Genomic DNA, 20,422 nt, shown 5'->3' with positions numbered 1-20,422 from the left:
AGACCGGCGATCGCTTCAGTCAATACCAATCAGCAACATTTTGCAACGATTGCAGGGGCGCGCAATGCGCAAAAGCCCGAACCGTTACCGGTTCGGGCTTTGTCTACTAGCTAGAAGCTGAGAAGCTGGCTACTTATTTCTTCTGCGGCGGAACATCCGTGCAGCTGCCGTGCGCAATCTCCGCCGCCATGCCGATGCTTTCGCCCAGCGTGGGGTGCGGGTGGATGGTCTTGCCGATGTCCACGGCGTCGGCGCCCATCTCGATGGCCAGGGCGATCTCGCCGATCATGTCGCCCGCATGCGTGCCGACCATGCCGCCGCCCAGGATCTTGCCGTGGCCATGGGCCTCGGGCGAGTCGTCGAACAGCAGCTTGGTCACGCCCTCGTCGCGGCCGTTGGCGATGGCGCGGCCAGAAGCCGTCCAGGGGAACAGGCCCTTCTTGACCTTGATGCCTTGCGCCTTGGCCTGGTCTTCGGTGAGGCCCACCCATGCCACTTCGGGGTCGGTGTAGGCCACCGACGGAATCACGCGGGCGTTGAAGGCGGCGGAGGCCAGTTCCTTGTTGCCCTGCAGTTCACCAGCAATCACTTCTGCCGCCACATGCGCCTCATGCACCGCCTTGTGCGCCAGCATGGGCTGGCCCACGATGTCGCCGATGGCGAAGATGTGCGGCACGTTGGTGCGCATCTGGATGTCGACGTTGATGAAGCCACGGTCCGTCACGGCAACGCCGGCCTTTTCGGCGGCAATCTTCTTGCCGTTGGGTGTGCGGCCCACAGCCTGCAGCACCAGGTCGTACACCTGCGGCTCGGGGGCGGTGCCGCCCTCTTCTGCCGGGGCGAACGTGACCTTGATGCCTTCGGGCGTGGCTTCGGCACCCACGGTTTTCGTCTTCAACATGATGTTGTCGAAGCGCTTGGCATTCATCTTCTGCCAGATCTTGACGAGATCGCGGTCGGCGCCCTGCATCAGGCCGTCCATCATTTCGACCACATCGAGGCGCGCGCCCAGCGTGCTGTACACGGTGCCCATTTCGAGGCCGATGATGCCGCCGCCCAAAATCAGCATGCGCTTGGGCACTTCCTTGAGCGCCAGGGCGCCGGTGGAGTCGACCACGCGTGGATCGTCGGGCATGAAGGGCAGGCGCACGGCCTGACTTCCGGCGGCGATGATGGCCTTCTTGAAGGCGATGACCTTCTTGCTACCCGTCTTCTCCTGCGCGGTGCCGGTGGTTTCTTCCACTTCGAGGTGGTTGGCGCCGACAAAGGCTCCGTAGCCGCGCACGGTGGTCACCTTGCGCATCTTGGCCATGGCGGCCAGGCCACCGGTGAGCTTGCCGATGACCTTTTCCTTGTGGCCGCGCAGCTTGTCGATGTTGACGGCAGGGGCGCCAAAGTCCACGCCCAGGTCGGCCATGTGGCTCACTTCGTCCATGACGGCTGCCACGTGCAGCAGCGCCTTGGAGGGGATGCAGCCAACGTTCAGGCACACGCCGCCCAGGGTGGCGTAGCGCTCGACGATGATGACCTTGAGGCCCAGATCGGCCGCGCGGAAGGCAGCCGAGTAGCCGCCGGGGCCGCCGCCGAGCACGAGCACGTCGCAGTCCATATCGGCAGTGCCTGCAAAGCTGGATGCTACCGGATTGATAGCTGCTTGCGCTTGTGGGGCGGGCGATGGGGCCTGTTTTTGCTCAGAAACTGCGGGTGCCGGGGCTGTAGCGGGCGCTGGAGCTGCCGCGCCCTGCACTTCCAGCGTCAGCACCACCGAGCCTTCGGCGATCTTGTCGCCAAGCTTCACTTTCAGCTCCTTCACAACCCCAGCATGGCTGGAGGGGATTTCCATGGAGGCCTTGTCGGACTCCACGGTGATCAGGCTTTGCTCGGCCTTGATGGTGTCGCCGGGTTTGACCAGCACTTCGATGATGGCCACTTCGGCGAAGTCGCCGATGTCGGGTACCTTGATGTCGATGATTGCCATGGTGTGTCTTGCCCTTTCGTTACATCACGATGCGGCGGAAGTCCGCCAGCAGCGAGGCAAAGTACACGTTGAAGCGTGCGGCGGCCGCGCCATCGATCACGCGGTGGTCCCAGCTGAGCGACAGCGGCAGCATCAGGCGCGGTGCGAACTGCTTGCCGTCCCATTTCGGTTCAATGCTGCTCTTGCACACGCCCATGATGGCGACTTCGGGCGCGTTGATGATGGGCGTGAAGTAGCGCCCGCCAATGCCGCCCAGCGAGCTGATGGAGAAGCAGCCACCGGTCATGTCGGCCGGGCCGAGCTTGCCGTCGCGCGCCTTCTTTGCCAGGTCGCCCATCTCTTGCGAGATCTGGACGATGCCCTTCTTGTCGGCGTCGCGGATGACGGGCACAACGAGGCCGTTGGGCGTGTCGGCCGCAAAGCCGATGTGGAAGTACTGCTTGAGCACCAGCTGGTCGCCGTCGAGCGAGCTGTTGAACTCGGGGAACTTCTTGAGCGCGGCCACGGCGGCCTTGATCATGAAGGCGAGCATGGTGACCTTGACGCCACTCTTCTCGTTCTCTTTGTTGAACTGCACGCGGAAGGCTTCGAGGTCGGTGATGTCCGCGTCATCGTGGTTGGTGACGTGCGGGATGACGACCCAGTTGCGGTGCAGATTGGCGCCACTGATCTTCTTGATGCGCGAGAGGTCCTTGCGCTCGACGGGGCCGAACTTGGTGAAGTCGACCTTGGGCCAGGGCAGCAGATCCAGGCCCACACCGGAACCGCCGGAGCCACCGGATGCGGCAGGCGCCTTGGCAGCCTGCGCCTTGGTTTGGGTGGCACCCGCCATCACCTGCTTGGTGAAGGACTGCACGTCGTCTTGCGTGATGCGGCCCTTGGGCCCGGTGCCCTTGACTTCATCGATGGGCACACCCAGCTCGCGGGCGAACTTGCGCACCGAGGGCGATGCGTGCGGCAGGCCCGCTGTGGGCGTGCCAGGCTGGTGGGCGGGCACGGAGGCCGTAGCGGCGACCGGTGCAACGGCTGCTGCAACCAGTGCGGGGGCTGCAACAGGCGCAGCAGCGGGAGCCGCCGCCGGCGCTGCGGGCGCTGCAGCGGCAGCAGGCGCACTGCCCGCCACCCCTTCCAGCAAGGCCACCAAGTCGCCGATATTGACGGTGTCCCCAATCTTGACCTTGAGCTCCTTGACCACGCCAGCGGCGGGCGACGGAATCTCCATGGAGGCCTTGTCGGATTCGACGGTGAACAGCGATTGTTCGAGCTTGATGGTGTCGCCCACCTTGACCAGCAACTCAATGACGGCCACGTCCTTGAAGTCGCCAATGTCGGGCACGCGCACTTCCACCGGGCCTGCAGTTGCAGGGGCTGCAGCGGGTGCAACCGGTGCTGGCGCAGCGGCCGCAACGGGGGCGGGTGCAACAGCGGCAGGGGCTGGCGCAGCAGCCGGGGCTGAGGCAACCGCGTCTGCCGACTCGACCACGGCAATCACAGAGCCCTGCTTGACCTTGTCGCCCAGGGCGATCTTGAGTTCCTTGACCACGCCTGCGTGGCTGGACGGAATCTCCATCGATGCCTTGTCCGATTCGACGGTGATGAGCGACTGCTCGGCCTTGACCGTGTCGCCCACCTTGACCAGCAGTTCGATCACGCCCACTTCGTCGAAATCCCCGATGTCCGGGACTTGAATGTCTACCAATGCCATTGTTGTCTCCGTTCGGTTTACGCGTACAGCGGGTTGACCTTGTCGGCCTGGATGTTGTACTTGGCGATCGCCTCAGCCACCTTGGTGGCGGGCAGCACGCCGTCTTCGCTCAGCGCCTTGAGCGCAGCGACCACGATGTAGTGGCGGTTGATCTCGAAATGCTCGCGCAGCTTGCTGCGGAAGTCGCTGCGGCCAAAGCCGTCGGTGCCCAGCACCTTGTAGGTACGGCCCTTGGGGATGAAGGGGCGGATCTGCTCGGCGTAGGCTTTCATGTAGTCAGTGGACGCGACCACGGGACCTTGCGATGCGGACAGTTGCTGCGTGACGAAAGGCACCTTCGCTTCTTCGGTCGGGTGCAGCAGGCTCCATCGCTCGGCGTTCTGGCCGTCGCGGGTCAGTTCGTTGAAGCTGGGGCAGCTCCACACCGAGGCGGCCACGCCCCAGTCCTTTTCGAGCAGTTCTTGCGCAAAGAACGATTCGCGCAAGATGGTGCCGCTGCCCAGCAGCTGCACCGTAGGCGCGTCATGGGCCAGGGCGGGCGCCTGTTTGCACAGGTACATGCCCTTGATGATCTGCTCTTCGGTGCCGGGTTGCAGGCCGGGCATGGGGTAGTTTTCGTTCAGCAGTGTGAGGTAGTAGAAGACGTTTTCCTGCCGCTCGACCATGCGCTTCATGCCGTCGTGCATGATCACCGCAACTTCATGCGCAAAGGTCGGGTCGTAGCTCACGCAGTTGGGGATGGTGTTGGCCAGGATGTGGCTGTGGCCATCTTCGTGCTGCAAGCCTTCGCCGTTAAGCGTGGTGCGACCCGAGGTGCCGCCCAGCAGGAAGCCACGGGCTTGCATGTCACCCGCCGCCCAAGCCAGGTCGCCAATGCGCTGGAAGCCGAACATCGAGTAGTACACGTAGAACGGGATCATGATCCGGTTGTTCGTGCTGTAGCTGGTGGCCGCCGCGATCCAGCTGCTCATGCCACCGGCTTCGTTGATGCCCTCTTGCAGGATCTGGCCAGCCTTGTCTTCCTTGTAGTACATGACCTGGTCTTTATCGACCGGGGTGTACTGCTGGCCTGCGGGGTTGTAGATGCCGATCTGGCGGAACAGGCCTTCCATGCCGAAGGTACGGGCTTCGTCCACCAGGATGGGCACCACGCGCGGGCCCAGGGCCTGGTCGCGCAGCAGCTGCGTGAGAAAGCGCACGTAAGCTTGCGTGGTGGAGATTTCGCGGCCTTCGGGCGTAGCCTCCAGGATGGCCTTGAAGGTGTCCAGCGCAGGCACGGTGAAGCTCTCGTCGGCCTTCACGCGACGGTGTGGCAGGTAGCCGCCCAAGGCCTTGCGGCGCTCGTGCAGGTACTTCATTTCCGGGGTGTCGTCGGCGGGCTTGTAGAAGGGCAGTTCGGCAAGTTGGCTGTCGGGGATCGGGATGTTGAAGCGATCGCGGAAGGCCTTGATGTCTTCGTCGCTGAGCTTCTTGGTTTGGTGAACCGTGTTCTTGGCTTCGCCAATCTTGCCCATGCCAAAGCCCTTGACGGTCTTGACCAGCAGGACGGAAGGCTGGCCGCCATGGTTTTGAGCGGCATGGAATGCGGCATAGACCTTTTGCGAATCGTGGCCGCCGCGCTGCAGGTTCCAGATCTCGTCGTCGGTCATGTGCTCGACCATCTTCAGGGTGCGAGGGTCGCGGCCGAAGAAGTTCTTGCGCACGTAGGCGCCGTCGTTGGCCTTCATGGCCTGGTAGTCGCCGTCGTTGGTTTCCATCATGAGCTTGCGCAGCGCACCATCATGGTCTTTGGCGAGCAACTCGTCCCAGCCCTTGCCCCAGATGAGTTTGATGACGTTCCAGCCCGCGCCACGGAACTCGCCTTCGAGCTCTTGAATGATCTTGCCGTTGCCACGCACGGGGCCATCCAGGCGCTGCAGGTTGCAGTTGATGACAAACACCAGGTTGTCGAGCTTCTCACGCGCTGCCAGGCCAATGGCGCCCAGGGATTCGACCTCGTCCATTTCACCGTCGCCGCAGAACACCCAGACCTTGCGGTTTTCGGTATTGGCGATGCCACGGGCGTGCAGGTACTTGAGGAAACGCGCCTGGTAGATGGCCATCAGCGGGCCCAGGCCCATCGACACCGTGGGGAACTGCCAGAACTCGGGCATGAGCTTGGGGTGCGGGTAGCTCGACAGGCCCTTGCCGTCCACTTCCTGGCGGAAGTTGAGCAACTGCTCTTCGCTCAGGCGGCCTTCCAGGTAGGCGCGGGCATAAATACCGGGCGATACGTGGCCCTGGATGTAAAGCAGGTCACCGCCGTGGTTCTCGCTCTCGGCATGCCAGAAATGGTTGAAGCCCGCGCCAAACATGCTGGCCAGCGAGGCAAAGGAGCCGATGTGGCCTCCCAGATCGCCACCTTCGGGCGGGTGATGGCGGTTGGCCTTGACCACCATGGCCATGGCGTTCCAGCGCATGTAGGCGCGCAGGCGCTGTTCGATTTCAAGGTTGCCGGGGCTGCGTGCCTCCTGGCTGGGCTCTATGGTGTTCACGTAGCCGGTATTGGCCGAGAACGGCAGGTCCACGCTGTTCTGGCGGGCGTGTTCCAGCAATTGCTCCAACAGGTAGTGGGCGCGCTCGGCCCCCTCTTTGTCGATGACGGCGGACAGCGCATCCATCCACTCACGGGTTTCCTGTTGGTCGGTATCGGTGGCGGGCGCGTTGCCGTTTCCGGCCTGAGGGTCGGGCTGAGCTGACATGCTTTGTCTCCTGTAGGTGTGGCAGCAATTTAGTACGTTGGCTCTAGTTTCGCATATTTTTTTAGAATTTCAAATGGTGCCCATGCATTTCATATTGCAAGAAAATGCTGCGAACGCACATTGCACGTGCCCCGGATTCCGGGCTGCGGCTCCCCTACACTTGAAGGATGGATTCCCTGCCCCCTCACCCCTCCCCCACAGCCATGGTCGTGGCGGCGCCCGCCCGCTGGTGGCGCAAGTGGTGGCGCGGGTTGTCGCCAACCCGGCAGGACCGGTTTGCAGCGCTGGCCCCCTTGGCTGCCGTGCTGATGTTTCTGGCCGCCATCGTGGCGGCGTTCTGGTATTTGCGCGCCGAAGAGGCCGAGCGCGAACAAGAAGCCCTACGGCGTGACGTGGAATACGCGCAACAGCGTGTGCGCCTGCGGCTGCTGGAGCGGCAGGAACAGCTCATGCGCATTGCGCGTGACCTGTCCAACCAAGAGCTGGAACGCACAGAGTTTGTGAGCCGTGCCGAAAGCCTGATCAGCCAATATCCCGAACTGCAGGCCATCACCTGGATCGACGAGCGCCGCCGCATCCGCGCCAGCCATGCTGCCCCCACGCTGGCCAGCAGCGAGTTGCGCATTGCCGGCGAAGTGCTCAAACCCGGCGACACGGCCGACACCTTTGGCCTGGCCCGCGACCTGCAACAGCCGGTGTACGCCCAGCCGGCCGCAACCTCGGGCGATTCAACCCCGCTGCTCCAGCTGCAGGTGCCTTTGAACAACCAGGGCAAGTTCAGCGGGGTGGTGCTGGGCGAATACTCCATCGACAGCCTGCTGCGCTACGGCACGCCGACCGAGGTGCTGGCGCGCTACGCCGTCACGCTGCTCGATGGCAAGAACCAGGTGCTGGCCGGAACCCCCCTGGGACCGCGCAACACGGCCACACAGCTCCTGCCTTGGTCACCCCGAGCCAACGAGTACGAGGTGCCCGTCTCCCCGGTGGGCAACGGGCTGGTGCTCAAGGCACAGGCCTACCGCACCTCGCTGGGCGTGGTGGGCAGTGGGCTGTTCTGGCTGGTGGGCACGCTGAGCGCGATGACAGCCTGGATGCTGATCGCCACCTGGCGCCATACCCGCCGCCGCATGCAGGCCCAGCAGGCCCTGGTGGCCGAGACGAACTTCCGCCGCGCGATGGAGAACTCCATCCTGACGGGCATGCGCGCGCTGGACATGGAAGGCCGCATCACCTATGTGAACGCCGCTTTCTGCCAGATGACTGGTTGGAGCGAGGCCGAATTGGTGGGCCTGAAAGCACCCTTCCCTTATTGGCCCGACTCCGACCACGAAGCCTTGCACGCCAAGCTGCGCGACGAACTCTCCGGTAAAACGATCGTGGGCGGCTTCCAGGTGCGGGTGCGGCGCAAAAGCGGCACTCTTTTCGATGCACGGCTCTACGTGTCGCCCCTGATCGATGCACACGGCCAGCAGACGGGCTGGATGACCTCGATGACGGACATCACCGAGCCCAATCGCATCCGCGAACAGCTTTCCGCATCGCACGAGCGCTTCACCATCGTGCTGGAATCGCTGGACGCCTCGGTGTCCGTGGCGCCGCTGGGCAGCGAAGAACTGCTGTTCGCCAACAAGCTCTACCGCCAATGGTTCGGCTCGCAGACCGGCGGCCACCTGCAGCTGGTGGCGCAGGCGGGCGTGGTGCCCGTGGCGGGCACAGAGCATACGGGCATGGACGACGAAGACGGACTCATGGGCCTGCCCACCGACCCACTCACCAGTGCCCGCACCGAGAACGCCGAAATCTACCTGCCCGACCTGGGAAAGTGGCTCGAAGTACGTTCGCGCTACCTCAACTGGGTGGACGGCCGACTGGCCCAGATGGTGATTGCCACCGACATCACCCCCCGCCGCCAGGCCGAGGAGCAGGCGGCGCGCCAGGCCGAGCGCGCCCAATCCGTCAGCCGCCTCATCACCATGGGCGAGATGGCCTCCAGCGTGGCGCACGAACTCAACCAGCCGCTCACGGCCATCAACAATTACTGCAGTGGCATGGTCTCGCGCATCCAGAGTGGCCAGCTGACCGAAGAAGCGCTGCTCACGGCACTGCAAAAGACCGCCCACCAGGCCCAGCGCGCGGGCCAGATCATCCAGCGCATCCGGGCCTTTGTGAAGAAGAGCGAGCCCAACCGCACCCTGGCCGACGTGCATTCGATGGTCAACGAAGCCGTGGAGCTGGCCGACATCGAGCTTCGCCGACACAACGTGCGCCTGACGCACTATGTGGCCGCCCGCCTGCCGCCCGTGATGGTGGACACCATCCTGATCGAGCAGGTGCTGGTCAACCTGATGAAGAACGGCGCCGAAGCCATCCAGCACGCCAACCGTCCACCGTCGGGTCGCAGCGTGGAACTGCGCGTGGTGCCCAAACACGTCGAAGACCGCGAAGTGGTGGAATTTTCGGTGCAGGACACCGGCAAGGGCCTGGCCCCCGAAGTGCTGGAGCGCCTCTTCGAAGCCTTCTTCTCCACCAAGGAAGAAGGCATGGGCATGGGCCTCAATCTGTGCCGCAGCATCGTCGAGTCGCACCAGGGCAGGATGCTGGCGGAGAACCTCTACAATGGATCCGAGGTCACGGGCTGCAAGTTCTCCTTCTGGCTGCCGCTTGCCAAGCCTGCTGATGCCACTACAAATTCTGTAGCAAACATTCAAAAACCAAGGACAATTGCATGAGCTTGATTCCGAAAAAAGGCACTGTCTACGTTGTGGACGACGACGAGGCAGTTCGCGATTCCCTGCAGTGGCTGCTGGAAGGCAAGGACTACCGGGTGCGTTGCTTTGATTCGGCCGAGACCTTTCTTTCACGCTACGACCCCCGCGAAGTCGCCTGCCTGATTGTGGACATCCGCATGGGCGGCATGACGGGCCTGGAGCTTCAGGATCGACTGATCGAGCGCAAGTCCCCCCTGCCCATCGTGTTCATTACAGGCCACGGCGACGTGCCGATGGCCGTGAACACCATGAAGAAAGGCGCGCTGGATTTCATCCAGAAGCCTTTTGACGAAGAAGAACTGGTCGGACTCGTCGAGCGCATGCTCGACCACGCCCGCGAAGCCTTCGCCGGTTACCAGCAGGCCGCCAGCCGCGATGCCCTGCTCTCCAAGCTGACTAGCCGCGAAGCCCAGGTGCTCGAACGCATCGTGGCCGGTCGCCTGAACAAGCAGATTGCCGACGACCTGGGCATCAGCATCAAGACGGTGGAGGCGCACCGCGCCAACATCATGGAAAAGCTCAACGCCAACACCGTGGCCGACCTGCTCAAGATCGCCCTCGGCCAGAACGCCCCCAAGGGTTGAAATTCACATTTTGATAGCTGCTCGCGTTTGCTGATAAAGCGCTAGAGACCAATTTGACTCATATTCTCTGACATGACAGCCCAACTCATCGACGGCAACGCCCTTTCCCGCCAACTGCGCAGCGAGGTGGCGCAACGCGCTGCAGCGCTCACCGCCCGCGGCCACCAGCCCGGCTTGGCCGTGATCCTGGTGGGTGAAGACCCTGCTTCGGCCGTATACGTGCGCAACAAAGTCAAGGCTTGCGAAGACAGCGGCGTGCGCTCCATTTTTGAAAAATACGACGCCGATCTGAGCGAAGCCGCGCTGCTGGCCCGTATCGAGGCGCTCAATGCCGATCCCACGGTACACGGCATCCTGGTGCAAATGCCGTTGCCCAAGCACATCGACCCGCACAAGGTCATCGAGGCCATTGCGACATCCAAGGACGTCGATGGCTACTCGGTCCTCTCCGCGGGCGAGCTCATGGCCGGGCTGGAAGGTTTCCGGCCTTGCACGCCCTACGGCAGCATGAAGCTCATCGAATCCACCGGCCAGACCATCAAGGGCAAGCACGCCGTGGTCATTGGCCGCAGCAATACGGTGGGCAAGCCCATGGCCCTGCTGCTGCTGCAGGCCAACGCCACGGTTACCGTCACCCACAGCGGCACCCCCGACCTGGGCTACCACACCCGCCAGGCCGACATCGTGGTGGCAGCGGTCGGCCGCGCCAACACGCTCACAGCCGACATGGTCAAGCCTGGTGCCATCGTCATCGACGTAGGCATCAACCGCAAGGCGGACGGCAAACTCTGCGGCGACGTGGACTTTGACGGCGTCAAGGAAGTGGCCGGCTGGATCACCCCCGTGCCTGGCGGGGTTGGGCCCATGACCATTACCATGCTGCTGGTGAATACCATCGAAGCCGCTGAGCGCACTGCAGGGCACTGACCTGGGTCAGTGCTGTCGATGTCGGCGGCTTTGCAACTTGAACCTGCGCCATATGGCGCCATCTGATTTCGCATGAGCAACGCCCTTCTCGACTTCTCGGACCTCCCCCATTTCGACCGCATCACACCGCAGGACGTGGCGCCTGCCGTGGATGTTCTGCTGGAGCGTGCCAATGCCGCGCTGGAGACCGTCACCGCACCCGACTTTCCAGCCCGCTGGGATGCGATTGCGAAAGTGCTGGATGTGGCCACCGAACGGCTGGGCACCGCCTGGGGCAGCATCAGCCACCTCAACAGCGTGGCCGACACCCCTGAACTGCGCGCAGCCTACAACGCCGCCTTGCCCAAGGTCACCGAGTTCTGGACGCGCCTGGGTGCCGATGAACGCCTGTACGCCAAGTACAAGGCCATCGACCCCGCTACCCTGACTGCAGAGCAGCGGCAGGCACACCTGAACGCAGTGCGCAACTTTGTGTTGAGTGGCGCGGAGCTGACCGGTGCCGCCAAGGAGCGTTTTGCGCAGATCCAGGAACGCCAGGCCGAGCTGAGCCAGAAGTTCAGCGAAAACGCCCTCGATGCCACCGACGCCTACGCTTACTACGCCACGGCCGAAGAGCTCGATGGCATTCCAGACGATGTCCAACAGGCCGCGCTGGCCGCAGCACAGGCAGACGGCAAGGAAGGCTACAAGCTCACCCTGAAGATGCCCTGCTACCTGCCGGTCATGCAGTTTGCCGCGCGCAGCGACCTGCGCGAGAAGCTCTACCGCGCCTATGTGACCCGTGCCTCCGACCAGGCTGAGGGCGATGCACGCAAATTCGACAACACAGCGCTGATCAGCGAAATCCTGGCACTGCGCCGCGAAGAGGCCCAACTGCTGGGCTACGCCAATTTTGGGGAAGTGTCCGTGGTACCAAAGATGGCCCAATCACCGGTGCAGGTGATCACCTTCCTGCGTGATCTGGCCCGACGCGCCCGCCCTTACGCCGAGAAGGACATCGCCGACCTGCGCGCGTTTGCCGCCGAACACCTGGGCCTGGCCAATCCGCAGGCCTGGGACTGGCCCTACATTTCCGAAAAGCTCAAGGAAGCGCGCTACGCCTTCAGCGAGCAGGAGGTCAAGAAGTACTTCACGGCGCCCAAGGTGCTGGCAGGCCTGTTCAAGATCATCGAAACCCTGTTCGAAGTGTCCATCCGGCGCGACACGGCCGCCGTCTGGCACCCAGCCGTTGAGTTCTACCGCATTGAGCGCACGCACCCGGAGGGCGCCCATAAGGGCACCCAGCTGGTGGGCCAGTTCTACCTCGACCAACCTGCACGCACCGGCAAACGCGGCGGCGCATGGATGGACGATGTGCGCACACGCTGGCTGCGCCCCGACACGGGTGTGCTGCAAACCCCGGTGGCGCACCTGGTGTGCAACTTCGCCAGCGGCGTGGACGGCAAGCCACCGCTGCTCACTCACGACGACGTGATCACCCTCTTCCACGAGTTCGGCCACGGCTTGCACCACATGCTCACCCAGGTGAACGAGCGCGACGTCTCGGGCATTGGCGGCGTGGAGTGGGACGCGGTGGAGCTGCCCAGCCAGTTCATGGAGAACTTCTGCTGGGAATGGGATGTGCTCAAGCACATGACGGCCCATGTGGACACGGGCGAGCCCCTGCCCCGCGCGCTGTTCGACAAGATGATTGCCGCCAAGAACTACCAGAGCGGCATGCAGACGCTGCGACAGATTGAGTTCTCGCTGTTCGACATGCTGCTGCACACCGAACACGACCCGGCCCAGGACATCATGCCTCTGCTGGACCAGGTGCGCCGCGAAGTGGCCGTGCTGCAGCCCCCGGCATTCAGCCGCACGGCACACACCTTCAGCCATATCTTTGCGGGCGGGTATGCCGCTGGCTACTACAGCTACAAATGGGCCGAGGTACTGAGTGCAGACGCCTACGCAGCCTTCGAGGAAACCGCTGGAAGCGACGGTCTGCCGAGTATAGAAACGGGTCGCCGCTACCGCCAGGCCATCCTGGAAGCCGGTGGCAGCCGCCCTGCGATGGAATCGTTCAAGGCCTTCCGGGGCCGCGAGCCCAGCCTGGAAGCCCTGCTGCGCCACCAGGGCATGGCGGAAGAATCGACTGCCTGAGCGAACCGAACCCACGGCCTGAAATGCACACGTTGCACCCAGGCCTGACGACAAAGAAGGAGCAAGGAGAATGAACATGCACAAGCCACTGACCGCCCCCCTGTTGGCGACTTTGCTGATGACACTGGCCTGCGCCAGCGTGCAAGCACAAGGCGTCTACCGCATCGTCGGCCCGGATGGCAAAGTGACGTTTTCGGACCGACCTCCCGCCGACGCCAATGCCAACGCGCAGCCCGCCCGCACGGCCAACGAGACGCCCGCTATTGCCAACGGCGCGCTGCCCTACGAGCTGCGCCAGGTTGCCAACCGCTTTCCGGTCACTCTCTACACCGGCAACGACTGCCCGCCCTGCACCTCCGCGCGCAACCTGCTCACGTCACGGGGTGTCCCGTTCACCGAGCGCACCGTGTCCAGCAACGAAGACATAGCGGCGTTTCAAAGGTTGAGTGGCGGTACCGGCCTGCCCTTCGGCACCATCGGCGGCCAGCAGCTCGCAGGCTTTTCCGAAGGGGAATGGGTACAGTATCTGGACGCTGCGGGTTACCCGAAACAATCCGCACTGCCCCGAAACTACCGCCAGCCAGCGCCCACGCCATTGGTGGCCGTCAAGGCGGCAGAACCTGCAGCAGCGGCCTCGGCCCCAGCGCCCGCAGCACCGTCCAGGGCGCGCCCGCCCGCACCTGTCAATGATGGGCCATCACCCAGCAATCCCGCAGGTATCCGGTTCTGATCTCGGAGTGCGGGAACGCGCGGCCAACTGCCAAAACAAAGGGGCCTATTCAGGCCCCTTTTTCTTTGCCGGAAAAACTGCTCAGGAGTTCATGCTCAGTAGGTGAGCGTTTTCACACCCTGTGCGGTGCCCAACAGGCAGACAGACGCCTTCTGGTGGGCAAAAACCCCCACCGTCACCACCCCCGGCCACTGGTTGATGTCGGATTCAAACGCCAACGGGTCCGTGATCGAGAGCCCACGGACATCCAGGATGTGTTGACCGTTGTCGGTCACCAGGGGTTGCCCATCCCGCATCCGCAGCTGCGCCTGCCCCCCCATCGCCGCAAAACGCCGTGCAATGTGGTTGGCAGCCATGGGGATCACCTCGACCGGCAAGGGAAACTGCCCCAGCGCCTGGACCAGCTTGGATTCATCGGCAATACACACAAAACGCGTGGCCAGTGCCGCGACGATCTTCTCGCGCGTCAGCGCAGCGCCACCGCCCTTGACCATATGGCCTTTGCCATCGATCTCGTCGGCACCGTCGATGTAGACCGCAAGCGAAGCCACTTCGTTGGCATCAAACACTGGAATACCGAGCGCCTTGAGCCGCTCCGTGCTGGCCACCGAGCTGGAGACAGCACCCTTGATCTTGTCCTTGATGGTGGCCAGTGCGTCAATGAACTTGTTGACGGTGGAGCCGGTGCCTACGCCCACAATCTCGCCAGGCACCACATATTGCAGTGCGGCTTGGCCTACCAGGGTCTTGAGTTCGTCTTGGGTCAGGGAAGGAGTGGTCGTCATGGGAGAAAATCAGGGGTAATCCTTGAATTATCCCTCCATGTCCCTGATCCCCTACGCCCTCACCCGCCCCTTTCTCTTTGGCATGGATGCCGAGACCGCCCACGAACTCACCATGGACATGCTGGCACGCGGGCAGCGCACTCCGCTGCAGTGGGCCTGGTGCAACGAAACCGTGGACGACCCCGTGGAACTGGCAGGCCTGACCTTTCCCAACCGCGTGGGTATGGCGGCAGGCCTGGACAAGAACGCCCGCTGCATTGACGCCCTGGGTGCCATGGGCTTCGGCTTTGTCGAAGTGGGCACGGTGACGCCCAAGGCGCAGCCCGGCAACCCCAAGCCGCGCATGTTCCGCCTGCCCGAAGCCCGGGCGCTGATCAACCGCCTGGGCTTCAACAACGAGGGCCTGGACGCCTTCCTGCACAACGTGCAGCAGGCGCAATTTCGCACCCAAAACCGCAAAAATCCCCTGCTGCTGGGCCTCAACATCGGAAAGAACGCCACCACCCCCATCGAGAATGCCACCAGCGACTACCTGACCTGCCTGGAGGGCGTCTATGCCCACGCTGACTACGTCACAGTCAACATCAGCTCACCCAACACCCAGAACCTGCGCGCTCTGCAAAGCGACGCTGCCCTGGACGCTCTGCTGGGTGCCATCGCCGAGCGGCGTGAGGCCCTGGCCACACAGCATGGCCGCCGCGTGCCGGTGTTTGTGAAGATTGCCCCCGACCTCGACGAAGCCCAGGTGTCTGTGATCGCAGCCACACTGCAACGCCACGGGATGGACGGCGTGATCGCGACCAACACCACCATCAGCCGCACTGCCGTGCAAGGCCTGCGCCACGCAGGAGAGACTGGTGGCCTGAGCGGAGCCCCGGTTCTGGAGGCCAGCAACCAGGTCATCCGCCAGTTGCGGGCCGCACTGGCCAGTCGCTTTCCCATCATCGGTGTGGGCGGCATCATGAGCGCAGAGGATGCCGTCAGCAAAGTCCGCGCGGGCGCCGACGTGGTGCAGATCTATACCGGACTGATCTACGAAGGCCCCGCTTTGGTGGTGAAGGCCGCAAAGGCCATCAAAGCCATGGGTTGAGTCCAGGTCGCCCCGCTGAACCGGAAACACAAAGAGCCGCTGTGATCAGCGGCTCTTTGTGTTTGCGAGAGGCAGGCCGCCTTGCGCAGGTGCGTGCAGCACCGGCCTAGCGCCGCAGCCGCATCAACATGGGCAGCAACACACCCGCCCAACGAATCAGGCGGCGCGGCCCTGCCACCAAGGCAACCCCTGCCATGGCCGCAACCGCCAGGGGATGCTCCCGCGCAAACCCTGCAGCGCGAAGCGCCATGGATTCGTCCATGCCGCCTGCCCCAGGGTCACGCTGCGCCAAGGCCAGCGACTGGGCCCGCGCAGCCCTGCGAGCGCGAAGACGTTCGCGTTGCAGGGCAATGCGGTCCAGCACCCGCTGCTGGGCAGCCGTCGGCGGGGGAAACACAGGCTGCGACATGGGAGATGGAGATGAAGGGGTCGTCGCCATTACAAACGCTCCTTGATGTCACGCCAGTCCTGTGCGAGTTCGCGGCGCGTGAGGGCGAAGCCATTGCCCGCCTTCTGAACCACGGAAACCAGCGACATCAGCGTCGCGGCCCATCCCACAGTCCACACGGCCGCGACCAACCAGGCCACTAGCGTGCGATGGGGGGTATCCCAGAAATGAACCAGCACCGCCAACGAAAGCATGATCAAGGCCACCACCGTGAGCCCTGCCACCACGATGGTCAACACCAGCATCTGCTGCAGGCGTTGTTTCTGATCCTGCCATTCCAGACGGGCGAGGTCCATCCGGTCTTCGGCCGCAATGGCGCCTTCGATCACATTGGCGCGCCACCGGGCCACCAGCGACTCCAGCCCCAGAAGAGAAAGCCAGTTCATGCGCAGCCCCCGTGTTGTGCAACCGAGCCCTGACGGCCCGGATCAGCGGCGTGCAAGCAGGAAGCCCACCAGCGCGCCCACCGCCAGTGCGGCCCCGGCCACGCGCCATGGTTCATCATGCGCATAGCGGTCGGCCGCAAGTGCCGCTTCTTTGGCCTGGCGGGCGGCATCTTGCGCCGCACGCACGGCCGACTCGCGCACGTTGTGCATGCCATCGTCAAGGCGCTGGCGCAGCAGCTTGATTTCCGGAACCGCATCGAGATCTTTGTTGGCCAGGAGCCCCCGCAGATCAGAAACCAGCTTTTCCAGTTCGCCCTGGGTCGTGGTGGTGTCGGAAGCAGTCATACAAGCCTTTCTTTAAGCAACAAAAAAATCAGTCAGCCCTGTCGGCAGAGCCGTGCAGAACACCAGTTCATCTTAGTCATCCGCTCTGTTCCCCTTCGTAGGACGGGGTCTCAAGAGGTTACCGATTGCAAATGGCTTGCCCCAGATCAAACGAGTGCGGCCACATGTTCTGCAATCGCCAGAGAACTTGTCAACCCCGGGGACTCAATGCCAAACAGGTTCACGAGACCGGGGATGCCATGGACTGACGGCCCCTGGATCACAAAGTCCGCTGCCGGCTCATCCGGCCCATGGATCTTGGGTCGCATGCCCGCATAGCCGGGTGCCAGCGCCCCGTCGCGCAGTGCGGGCCAGTACTTGCGGACCTCGGCGTAAAACGCATCTCCGCGTGCGGGGTCTACCAACAGGTCATCTGGCGAATCCACCCACTGCACGTCGGGGCCGAACTTGGCCTGCCCACCCAGGTCCAGTGTCAGATGCACGCCCAGGCCTGCGGCCTCGGGCACAGGGTAGATCAAGCGGCTGAAGGGTGCCTTGCCAGACAGCGTGAAATAGCTGCCTTTGGCATAGCGGGCATGGGGCACATGATCCACCCCCAGCCCCGCGAATCGGCGGGCCAGCCCGGGGGCGTGCAGCCCTGCTGCATTGACCACCGTGCGCGCTCGCAAGCGTGTGCCGTCGAATGCTTCCAAATTAATAGCATCTTGCGCACATTCCGCAAGCGCCAGGGGCGAATTCAGAGCAACAAGTCCGCCCGCATGCTCCAGATCGCCCTGGAGCGCGAGCATCAGGGCATGGCTGTCCACAATGCCGGTGCTGGGCGAAAACAACCCCGCAACACATTCCAGCGCAGGTTCCATGGCCTGGGCTTCATGGCGGCCCAGCCAGCGCAAATCTAGCACGCCATTGGCTAGCGCCCTCGCCTGGATGGACTCAAGACTTGACAACTGGCCCGGCGAGGTTGCAACCAGGAGTTTGCCGCACCGGCGGTGAGGCACATTGCGCTCAGTGCAGTAGGCATACAGCATGTCTCGGCCTCGCACGCACAGCTTGGCCTTCAACGAATCGGTAGGGTAGTAGAGCCCAGCATGGATCACCTCGCTGTTGCGCGAGCTGATACCCGTTCCGATGGCATCGGCAGACTCCAGCACCATCACTTCGCGGCCCTGCAGGGCCAGCGCCCGCGCGACGGCAAGGCCCACGACACCCGCACCAACCACCACACAATCAACAGCATCCGCCATCACTCAGCCCTCCAATAGGCACCGCATCCTCAAACCTGCTCGAATCCGTCGAGCACATTGACGGCGTTGGTGCCCAGTTCTGCAGCCGCATAGCCACCTTCCAGCACAAAGACGGTGGGCAGGCCCGCCCGTGCAAGGCGCTCACCCACCCGGGTGAAATCGGCGGACGCCAGCGCAAACTTCGAGATGGGATCGCCTTCAAAGGTATCGAGCCCGAGGGAGACCACCAGGGCGTCGGCCCCCTGGCTGGCAATACGCGCACAGGCGCTTTCCAGCGCATCGAACCAGGTCGTCGCACTGGTGCCTGCAGGCAGCGGCAGGTTCAGATTGAATCCCGCGCCCTCGCCCACCCCGGTTTCGTCCGCATGGCCCAGATAAAACGGGTACTCGGTGCGGGGATCGCCATGGATGCTGATGAACAGCACATCGGCCCGATCGTAGAAGATGCTTTGTGTGCCGTTGCCATGGTGGTAGTCCACATCAAGCAACGCCACACGCTGTGCACCCTGGTTGCGCAGCACCTGTGCGGCCACGGCAGCATTGTTGAGAAAACAATAGCCGCCCATGAAGTCGGGGCCGGCATGGTGGCCGGGCGGCCGTGTGCAGCAAAACGCCACGCGGGCCCCTTGCGCCACAAGGGTCGCAGCGCTGGCGGCAGCATCGGCCCCCGCCTTGGCTGCAGCCCAGGTACCCGACGCCATGGGCGTGCCGTTGTCCATGGAGTACAGGCCCAGGCGTGCCACAAAATTCTCAGGCTCCAGATCACTGCGCAGGGTACGCACGGGCCAGACCGACGGGAATGGCTGCACTCCAGCGTTGGCAGGATCGAGGGCCAGCCAATGCTGCCAAGCGGTCTGCAAAAAGGCCAAATAGCGTGGCGCGTGCACCTGAGACAACACGGGGGCGCTATCCACATCCGGGGCCATCAGGCCATGGCCGCGCGCCCGCAGCGCCTCTTCGACATAGTTCACGCGTGCAGGCTTCTCAAAACACGGCACGCGTTCGCCGCGAAAAAATTCATGGACGGGGGCGTGACCCTGGTGAAACGGATTGTGGAAGGTGATCATGGGTCAGGGCGTATCGATAGCGGCAAAGGGGCTAGAGGACAGCGAGTGCGGTCCCAGGAAATGCAACCGCCGTGGAATCAAGTCCGACACTTTAGCCTCCCTGCGGCGTGCAGGAGGCGAAACAGCTGCCCATGCAAACGCCCATGAAAAAACCCCTGCAGACCAAAATCTGCAGGGGTTTTCAAATTGGTGGGTGATACATGGATCGAACATGTGACCCCTGCCGTGTGAAGGCAGTGCTCTACCGCTGAGCTAATCACCCGACGTAGGCACCCTGAAACAGAGTGCATTCGCAAGAAGTCAAAAAGCGTGGTGGGTGATACATGGATCGAACATGTGACCCCTGCCGTGTGAAGGCAGTGCTCTACCGCTGAGCTAATCACCCGTGTCTCTGTGACAGCCTTCTATTATGGCACAGCTTTTCAGGCCGCCTGGACAGTTCTCCAAATTGTTTTGCCACCACTGGCCTTGTCGATCTGCGCCAGCAGCTCCGCGTGGGCCACCTGTTCCTGCTCACTGGCATGCAGGATGGGCAAGTTCAATCCGCGCAGGTCGATGGCTGCGATCTTCAGGCCATCGCCACTGTCCTGCGCATCGTCGGAAATCAGCAGGGCATCCTGGCCGCGCGTGAGATTGATGTACACATCGGCCAGCAGCTCGGCATCCAGCAAGGCGCCATGCAGCGTGCGGCCCGAGTTGTCCACACCCAGGCGGTCGCACAGAGCGTCGAGCGAATTGCGCTTGCCCGGGTACATCTCCTTGGCCATGGCCAGCGTGTCGGTCACGCTCTCCACATAGGTGCGAAACGCGGGACGCCCCACCAGTTCCAGCTCCTTGTTCAGAAAGCCCACATCGAACGCGGCGTTGTGGATGATGATCTCGGCACCTTGCAGGTACCGCAGGATGTCATCCACCACCTCGGCGAACTTGGGCTTGTCCTTCAGGAACTCGTTGCTGATGCCGTGCACCTTCAGCGCGTCTTCGTGGCTGTCGCGGCCGGGGTTGAAGTACAGGTGCAGGTTGTTGCCGGTGAGCTTGCGGTTGAGCAGCTCTACACAACCCAGTTCAATGATGCGGTCACCACCTTCGGCCGAAAGGCCGGTCGTCTCAGTGTCCAAAACAATTTGCCGGGACATCAGTGGTTTTCCTTCGCGTGGTTGATCGTGTACTTGGGAATTTCCACGGTCACATCGGTTTGCGCAAGGATGGCCTGGCACGACAGGCGCGATTGTGGCTCCAGGCCCCAGGCGCGGTCCAGCAGGTCTTCTTCCTCTTCCTCGGCCTGGTTGAGCGAACTCAGCCCCTGGCGCACGATGACGTGGCAGGTGGTGCAGGCGCAGCTCATGTCACAGGCGTGCTCGATATTGATGTGGTTGTCCAGCAGCGCTTCGCAGATCGAGGTGCCAGCAGGCGCCGTGATTTCAGTGCCTGCGGGGCAGTATTCGGGATGGGGGAGGATTTTGATGACGGGCATGGGGTGTC

At 63.2% G+C, this 20,422-nt stretch carries 17 protein-coding genes and 2 tRNA genes; 6 read left to right on the top strand and 13 right to left on the bottom strand.

The features are described from left to right. Positions 1-133: 133 nt before the first annotated feature. Genes lpdA through aceE form a run of 3 tightly spaced genes read right to left on the bottom strand, consistent with a single transcriptional unit; the run spans position 134 to position 6,424 of the window. Complete coding sequence (gene lpdA, locus C8C94_RS06280; RefSeq protein WP_121420109.1) at positions 134-1,978, bottom strand: dihydrolipoyl dehydrogenase; 1,845 nt, start codon at positions 1,976-1,978, stop codon at positions 134-136. Positions 1,979-1,997: 19 nt separating this feature from the next. Continuing rightward, positions 1,998-3,683 carry a dihydrolipoyllysine-residue acetyltransferase gene (aceF, locus tag C8C94_RS06275; protein WP_121420108.1) on the bottom strand — a complete coding sequence of 562 codons (1,686 nt, stop codon included), beginning with the start codon at positions 3,681-3,683 and terminating at the stop codon, positions 1,998-2,000. Positions 3,684-3,700: 17 nt separating this feature from the next. After that, complete coding sequence (aceE, locus tag C8C94_RS06270) at positions 3,701-6,424, bottom strand: pyruvate dehydrogenase (acetyl-transferring), homodimeric type (protein ID WP_121420107.1); 2,724 nt, start codon at positions 6,422-6,424, stop codon at positions 3,701-3,703. A 167-nt stretch (positions 6,425-6,591) separates the two neighbouring features. On the opposite strand from aceE, the gene C8C94_RS06265 reads away from it, so the two are divergent. The 5 genes from C8C94_RS06265 (at position 6,592) to C8C94_RS06245 (ending at position 13,575) form a co-directional block, all read left to right on the top strand. Next, positions 6,592-9,153 (top strand): PAS domain S-box protein, encoded by a 2,562-nt coding sequence (locus tag C8C94_RS06265; RefSeq protein ID WP_055395892.1) that lies wholly within the window; start codon positions 6,592-6,594, stop codon positions 9,151-9,153. After that, entirely contained in the window at positions 9,150-9,776 is a 627-nt protein-coding gene (locus tag C8C94_RS06260) for a response regulator transcription factor (RefSeq protein ID WP_007848524.1), read from the top strand. The genes C8C94_RS06265 and C8C94_RS06260 overlap by 4 nt, the downstream gene beginning before the upstream one ends. A gap of 72 nt (positions 9,777-9,848) precedes the next feature. Beyond that, positions 9,849-10,703: a bifunctional methylenetetrahydrofolate dehydrogenase/methenyltetrahydrofolate cyclohydrolase FolD gene (gene folD / locus C8C94_RS06255; RefSeq protein ID WP_121420106.1), complete on the top strand. Its 855-nt coding sequence runs from the start codon at positions 9,849-9,851 to the stop codon at positions 10,701-10,703. Between the two features lie 72 nt (positions 10,704-10,775). Then, on the top strand, positions 10,776-12,845 hold the full coding sequence (locus C8C94_RS06250; RefSeq protein WP_121420105.1) for a M3 family metallopeptidase: 2,070 nt from the start codon (positions 10,776-10,778) through the stop codon (positions 12,843-12,845). Positions 12,846-12,921: 76 nt separating this feature from the next. Then, positions 12,922-13,575 (top strand): DUF4124 domain-containing protein, encoded by a 654-nt coding sequence (locus C8C94_RS06245; protein ID WP_370449741.1) that lies wholly within the window; start codon positions 12,922-12,924, stop codon positions 13,573-13,575. 95 nt (positions 13,576-13,670) lie between these two features. On the opposite strand, the gene rpiA is transcribed toward C8C94_RS06245, so the two are convergent. Continuing rightward, positions 13,671-14,360 (bottom strand): ribose-5-phosphate isomerase RpiA, encoded by a 690-nt coding sequence (gene rpiA / locus C8C94_RS06240; RefSeq protein ID WP_121420104.1) that lies wholly within the window; start codon positions 14,358-14,360, stop codon positions 13,671-13,673. A gap of 37 nt (positions 14,361-14,397) precedes the next feature. Here rpiA and C8C94_RS06235 point away from each other — a divergent pair, with 37 nt between their 5' ends. Next, complete coding sequence (locus C8C94_RS06235; protein ID WP_121420103.1) at positions 14,398-15,450, top strand: quinone-dependent dihydroorotate dehydrogenase; 1,053 nt, start codon at positions 14,398-14,400, stop codon at positions 15,448-15,450. Between the two features lie 106 nt (positions 15,451-15,556). Here the strand turns inward: C8C94_RS06235 and C8C94_RS06230 are convergent, their stop codons facing one another. From C8C94_RS06230 to fdx, 9 genes are all read right to left on the bottom strand, one after another. Continuing rightward, positions 15,557-15,889: a hypothetical protein gene (locus C8C94_RS06230; RefSeq protein ID WP_121420102.1), complete on the bottom strand. Its 333-nt coding sequence runs from the start codon at positions 15,887-15,889 to the stop codon at positions 15,557-15,559. Continuing rightward, positions 15,889-16,284, bottom strand: a complete 396-nt coding sequence (locus tag C8C94_RS06225; RefSeq protein WP_055395878.1) for a phage holin family protein — start codon at positions 16,282-16,284, stop codon at positions 15,889-15,891. Before C8C94_RS06225 ends, C8C94_RS06230 begins: the two co-directional genes overlap by 1 nt. A gap of 42 nt (positions 16,285-16,326) precedes the next feature. Beyond that, positions 16,327-16,629, bottom strand: coding sequence for a DUF883 family protein (locus C8C94_RS06220; RefSeq protein ID WP_008904788.1), 303 nt, complete (start codon positions 16,627-16,629; stop codon positions 16,327-16,329). Between the two features lie 146 nt (positions 16,630-16,775). Then, positions 16,776-17,873, bottom strand: coding sequence for an NAD(P)/FAD-dependent oxidoreductase (locus C8C94_RS06215; RefSeq protein WP_121420101.1), 1,098 nt, complete (start codon positions 17,871-17,873; stop codon positions 16,776-16,778). A gap of 29 nt (positions 17,874-17,902) precedes the next feature. Further along, complete coding sequence (locus C8C94_RS06210; RefSeq protein ID WP_121420100.1) at positions 17,903-18,940, bottom strand: histone deacetylase family protein; 1,038 nt, start codon at positions 18,938-18,940, stop codon at positions 17,903-17,905. 187 nt (positions 18,941-19,127) lie between these two features. Continuing rightward, positions 19,128-19,202: transfer RNA gene (locus C8C94_RS06205), tRNA-Val, on the bottom strand. Between the two features lie 48 nt (positions 19,203-19,250). Then, positions 19,251-19,325 (bottom strand) — tRNA-Val (locus C8C94_RS06200). A 37-nt stretch (positions 19,326-19,362) separates the two neighbouring features. After that, complete coding sequence (dnaQ, locus tag C8C94_RS06195; protein WP_121420099.1) at positions 19,363-20,076, bottom strand: DNA polymerase III subunit epsilon; 714 nt, start codon at positions 20,074-20,076, stop codon at positions 19,363-19,365. After that, positions 20,076-20,414: an ISC system 2Fe-2S type ferredoxin gene (gene fdx, locus C8C94_RS06190; RefSeq protein WP_055395870.1), complete on the bottom strand. Its 339-nt coding sequence runs from the start codon at positions 20,412-20,414 to the stop codon at positions 20,076-20,078. The genes dnaQ and fdx overlap by 1 nt, the downstream gene beginning before the upstream one ends. Between the last annotated feature and the right edge of the window lie 8 nt (positions 20,415-20,422).

The sequence above is a fragment of the Acidovorax sp. 94 genome (genome assembly GCF_003634645.1).
In the GTDB taxonomy this organism is placed as follows: domain Bacteria; phylum Pseudomonadota; class Gammaproteobacteria; order Burkholderiales; family Burkholderiaceae_C; genus Acidovorax; species Acidovorax facilis.
This window is presented reverse-complemented; position numbering and strand designations above follow the sequence as displayed.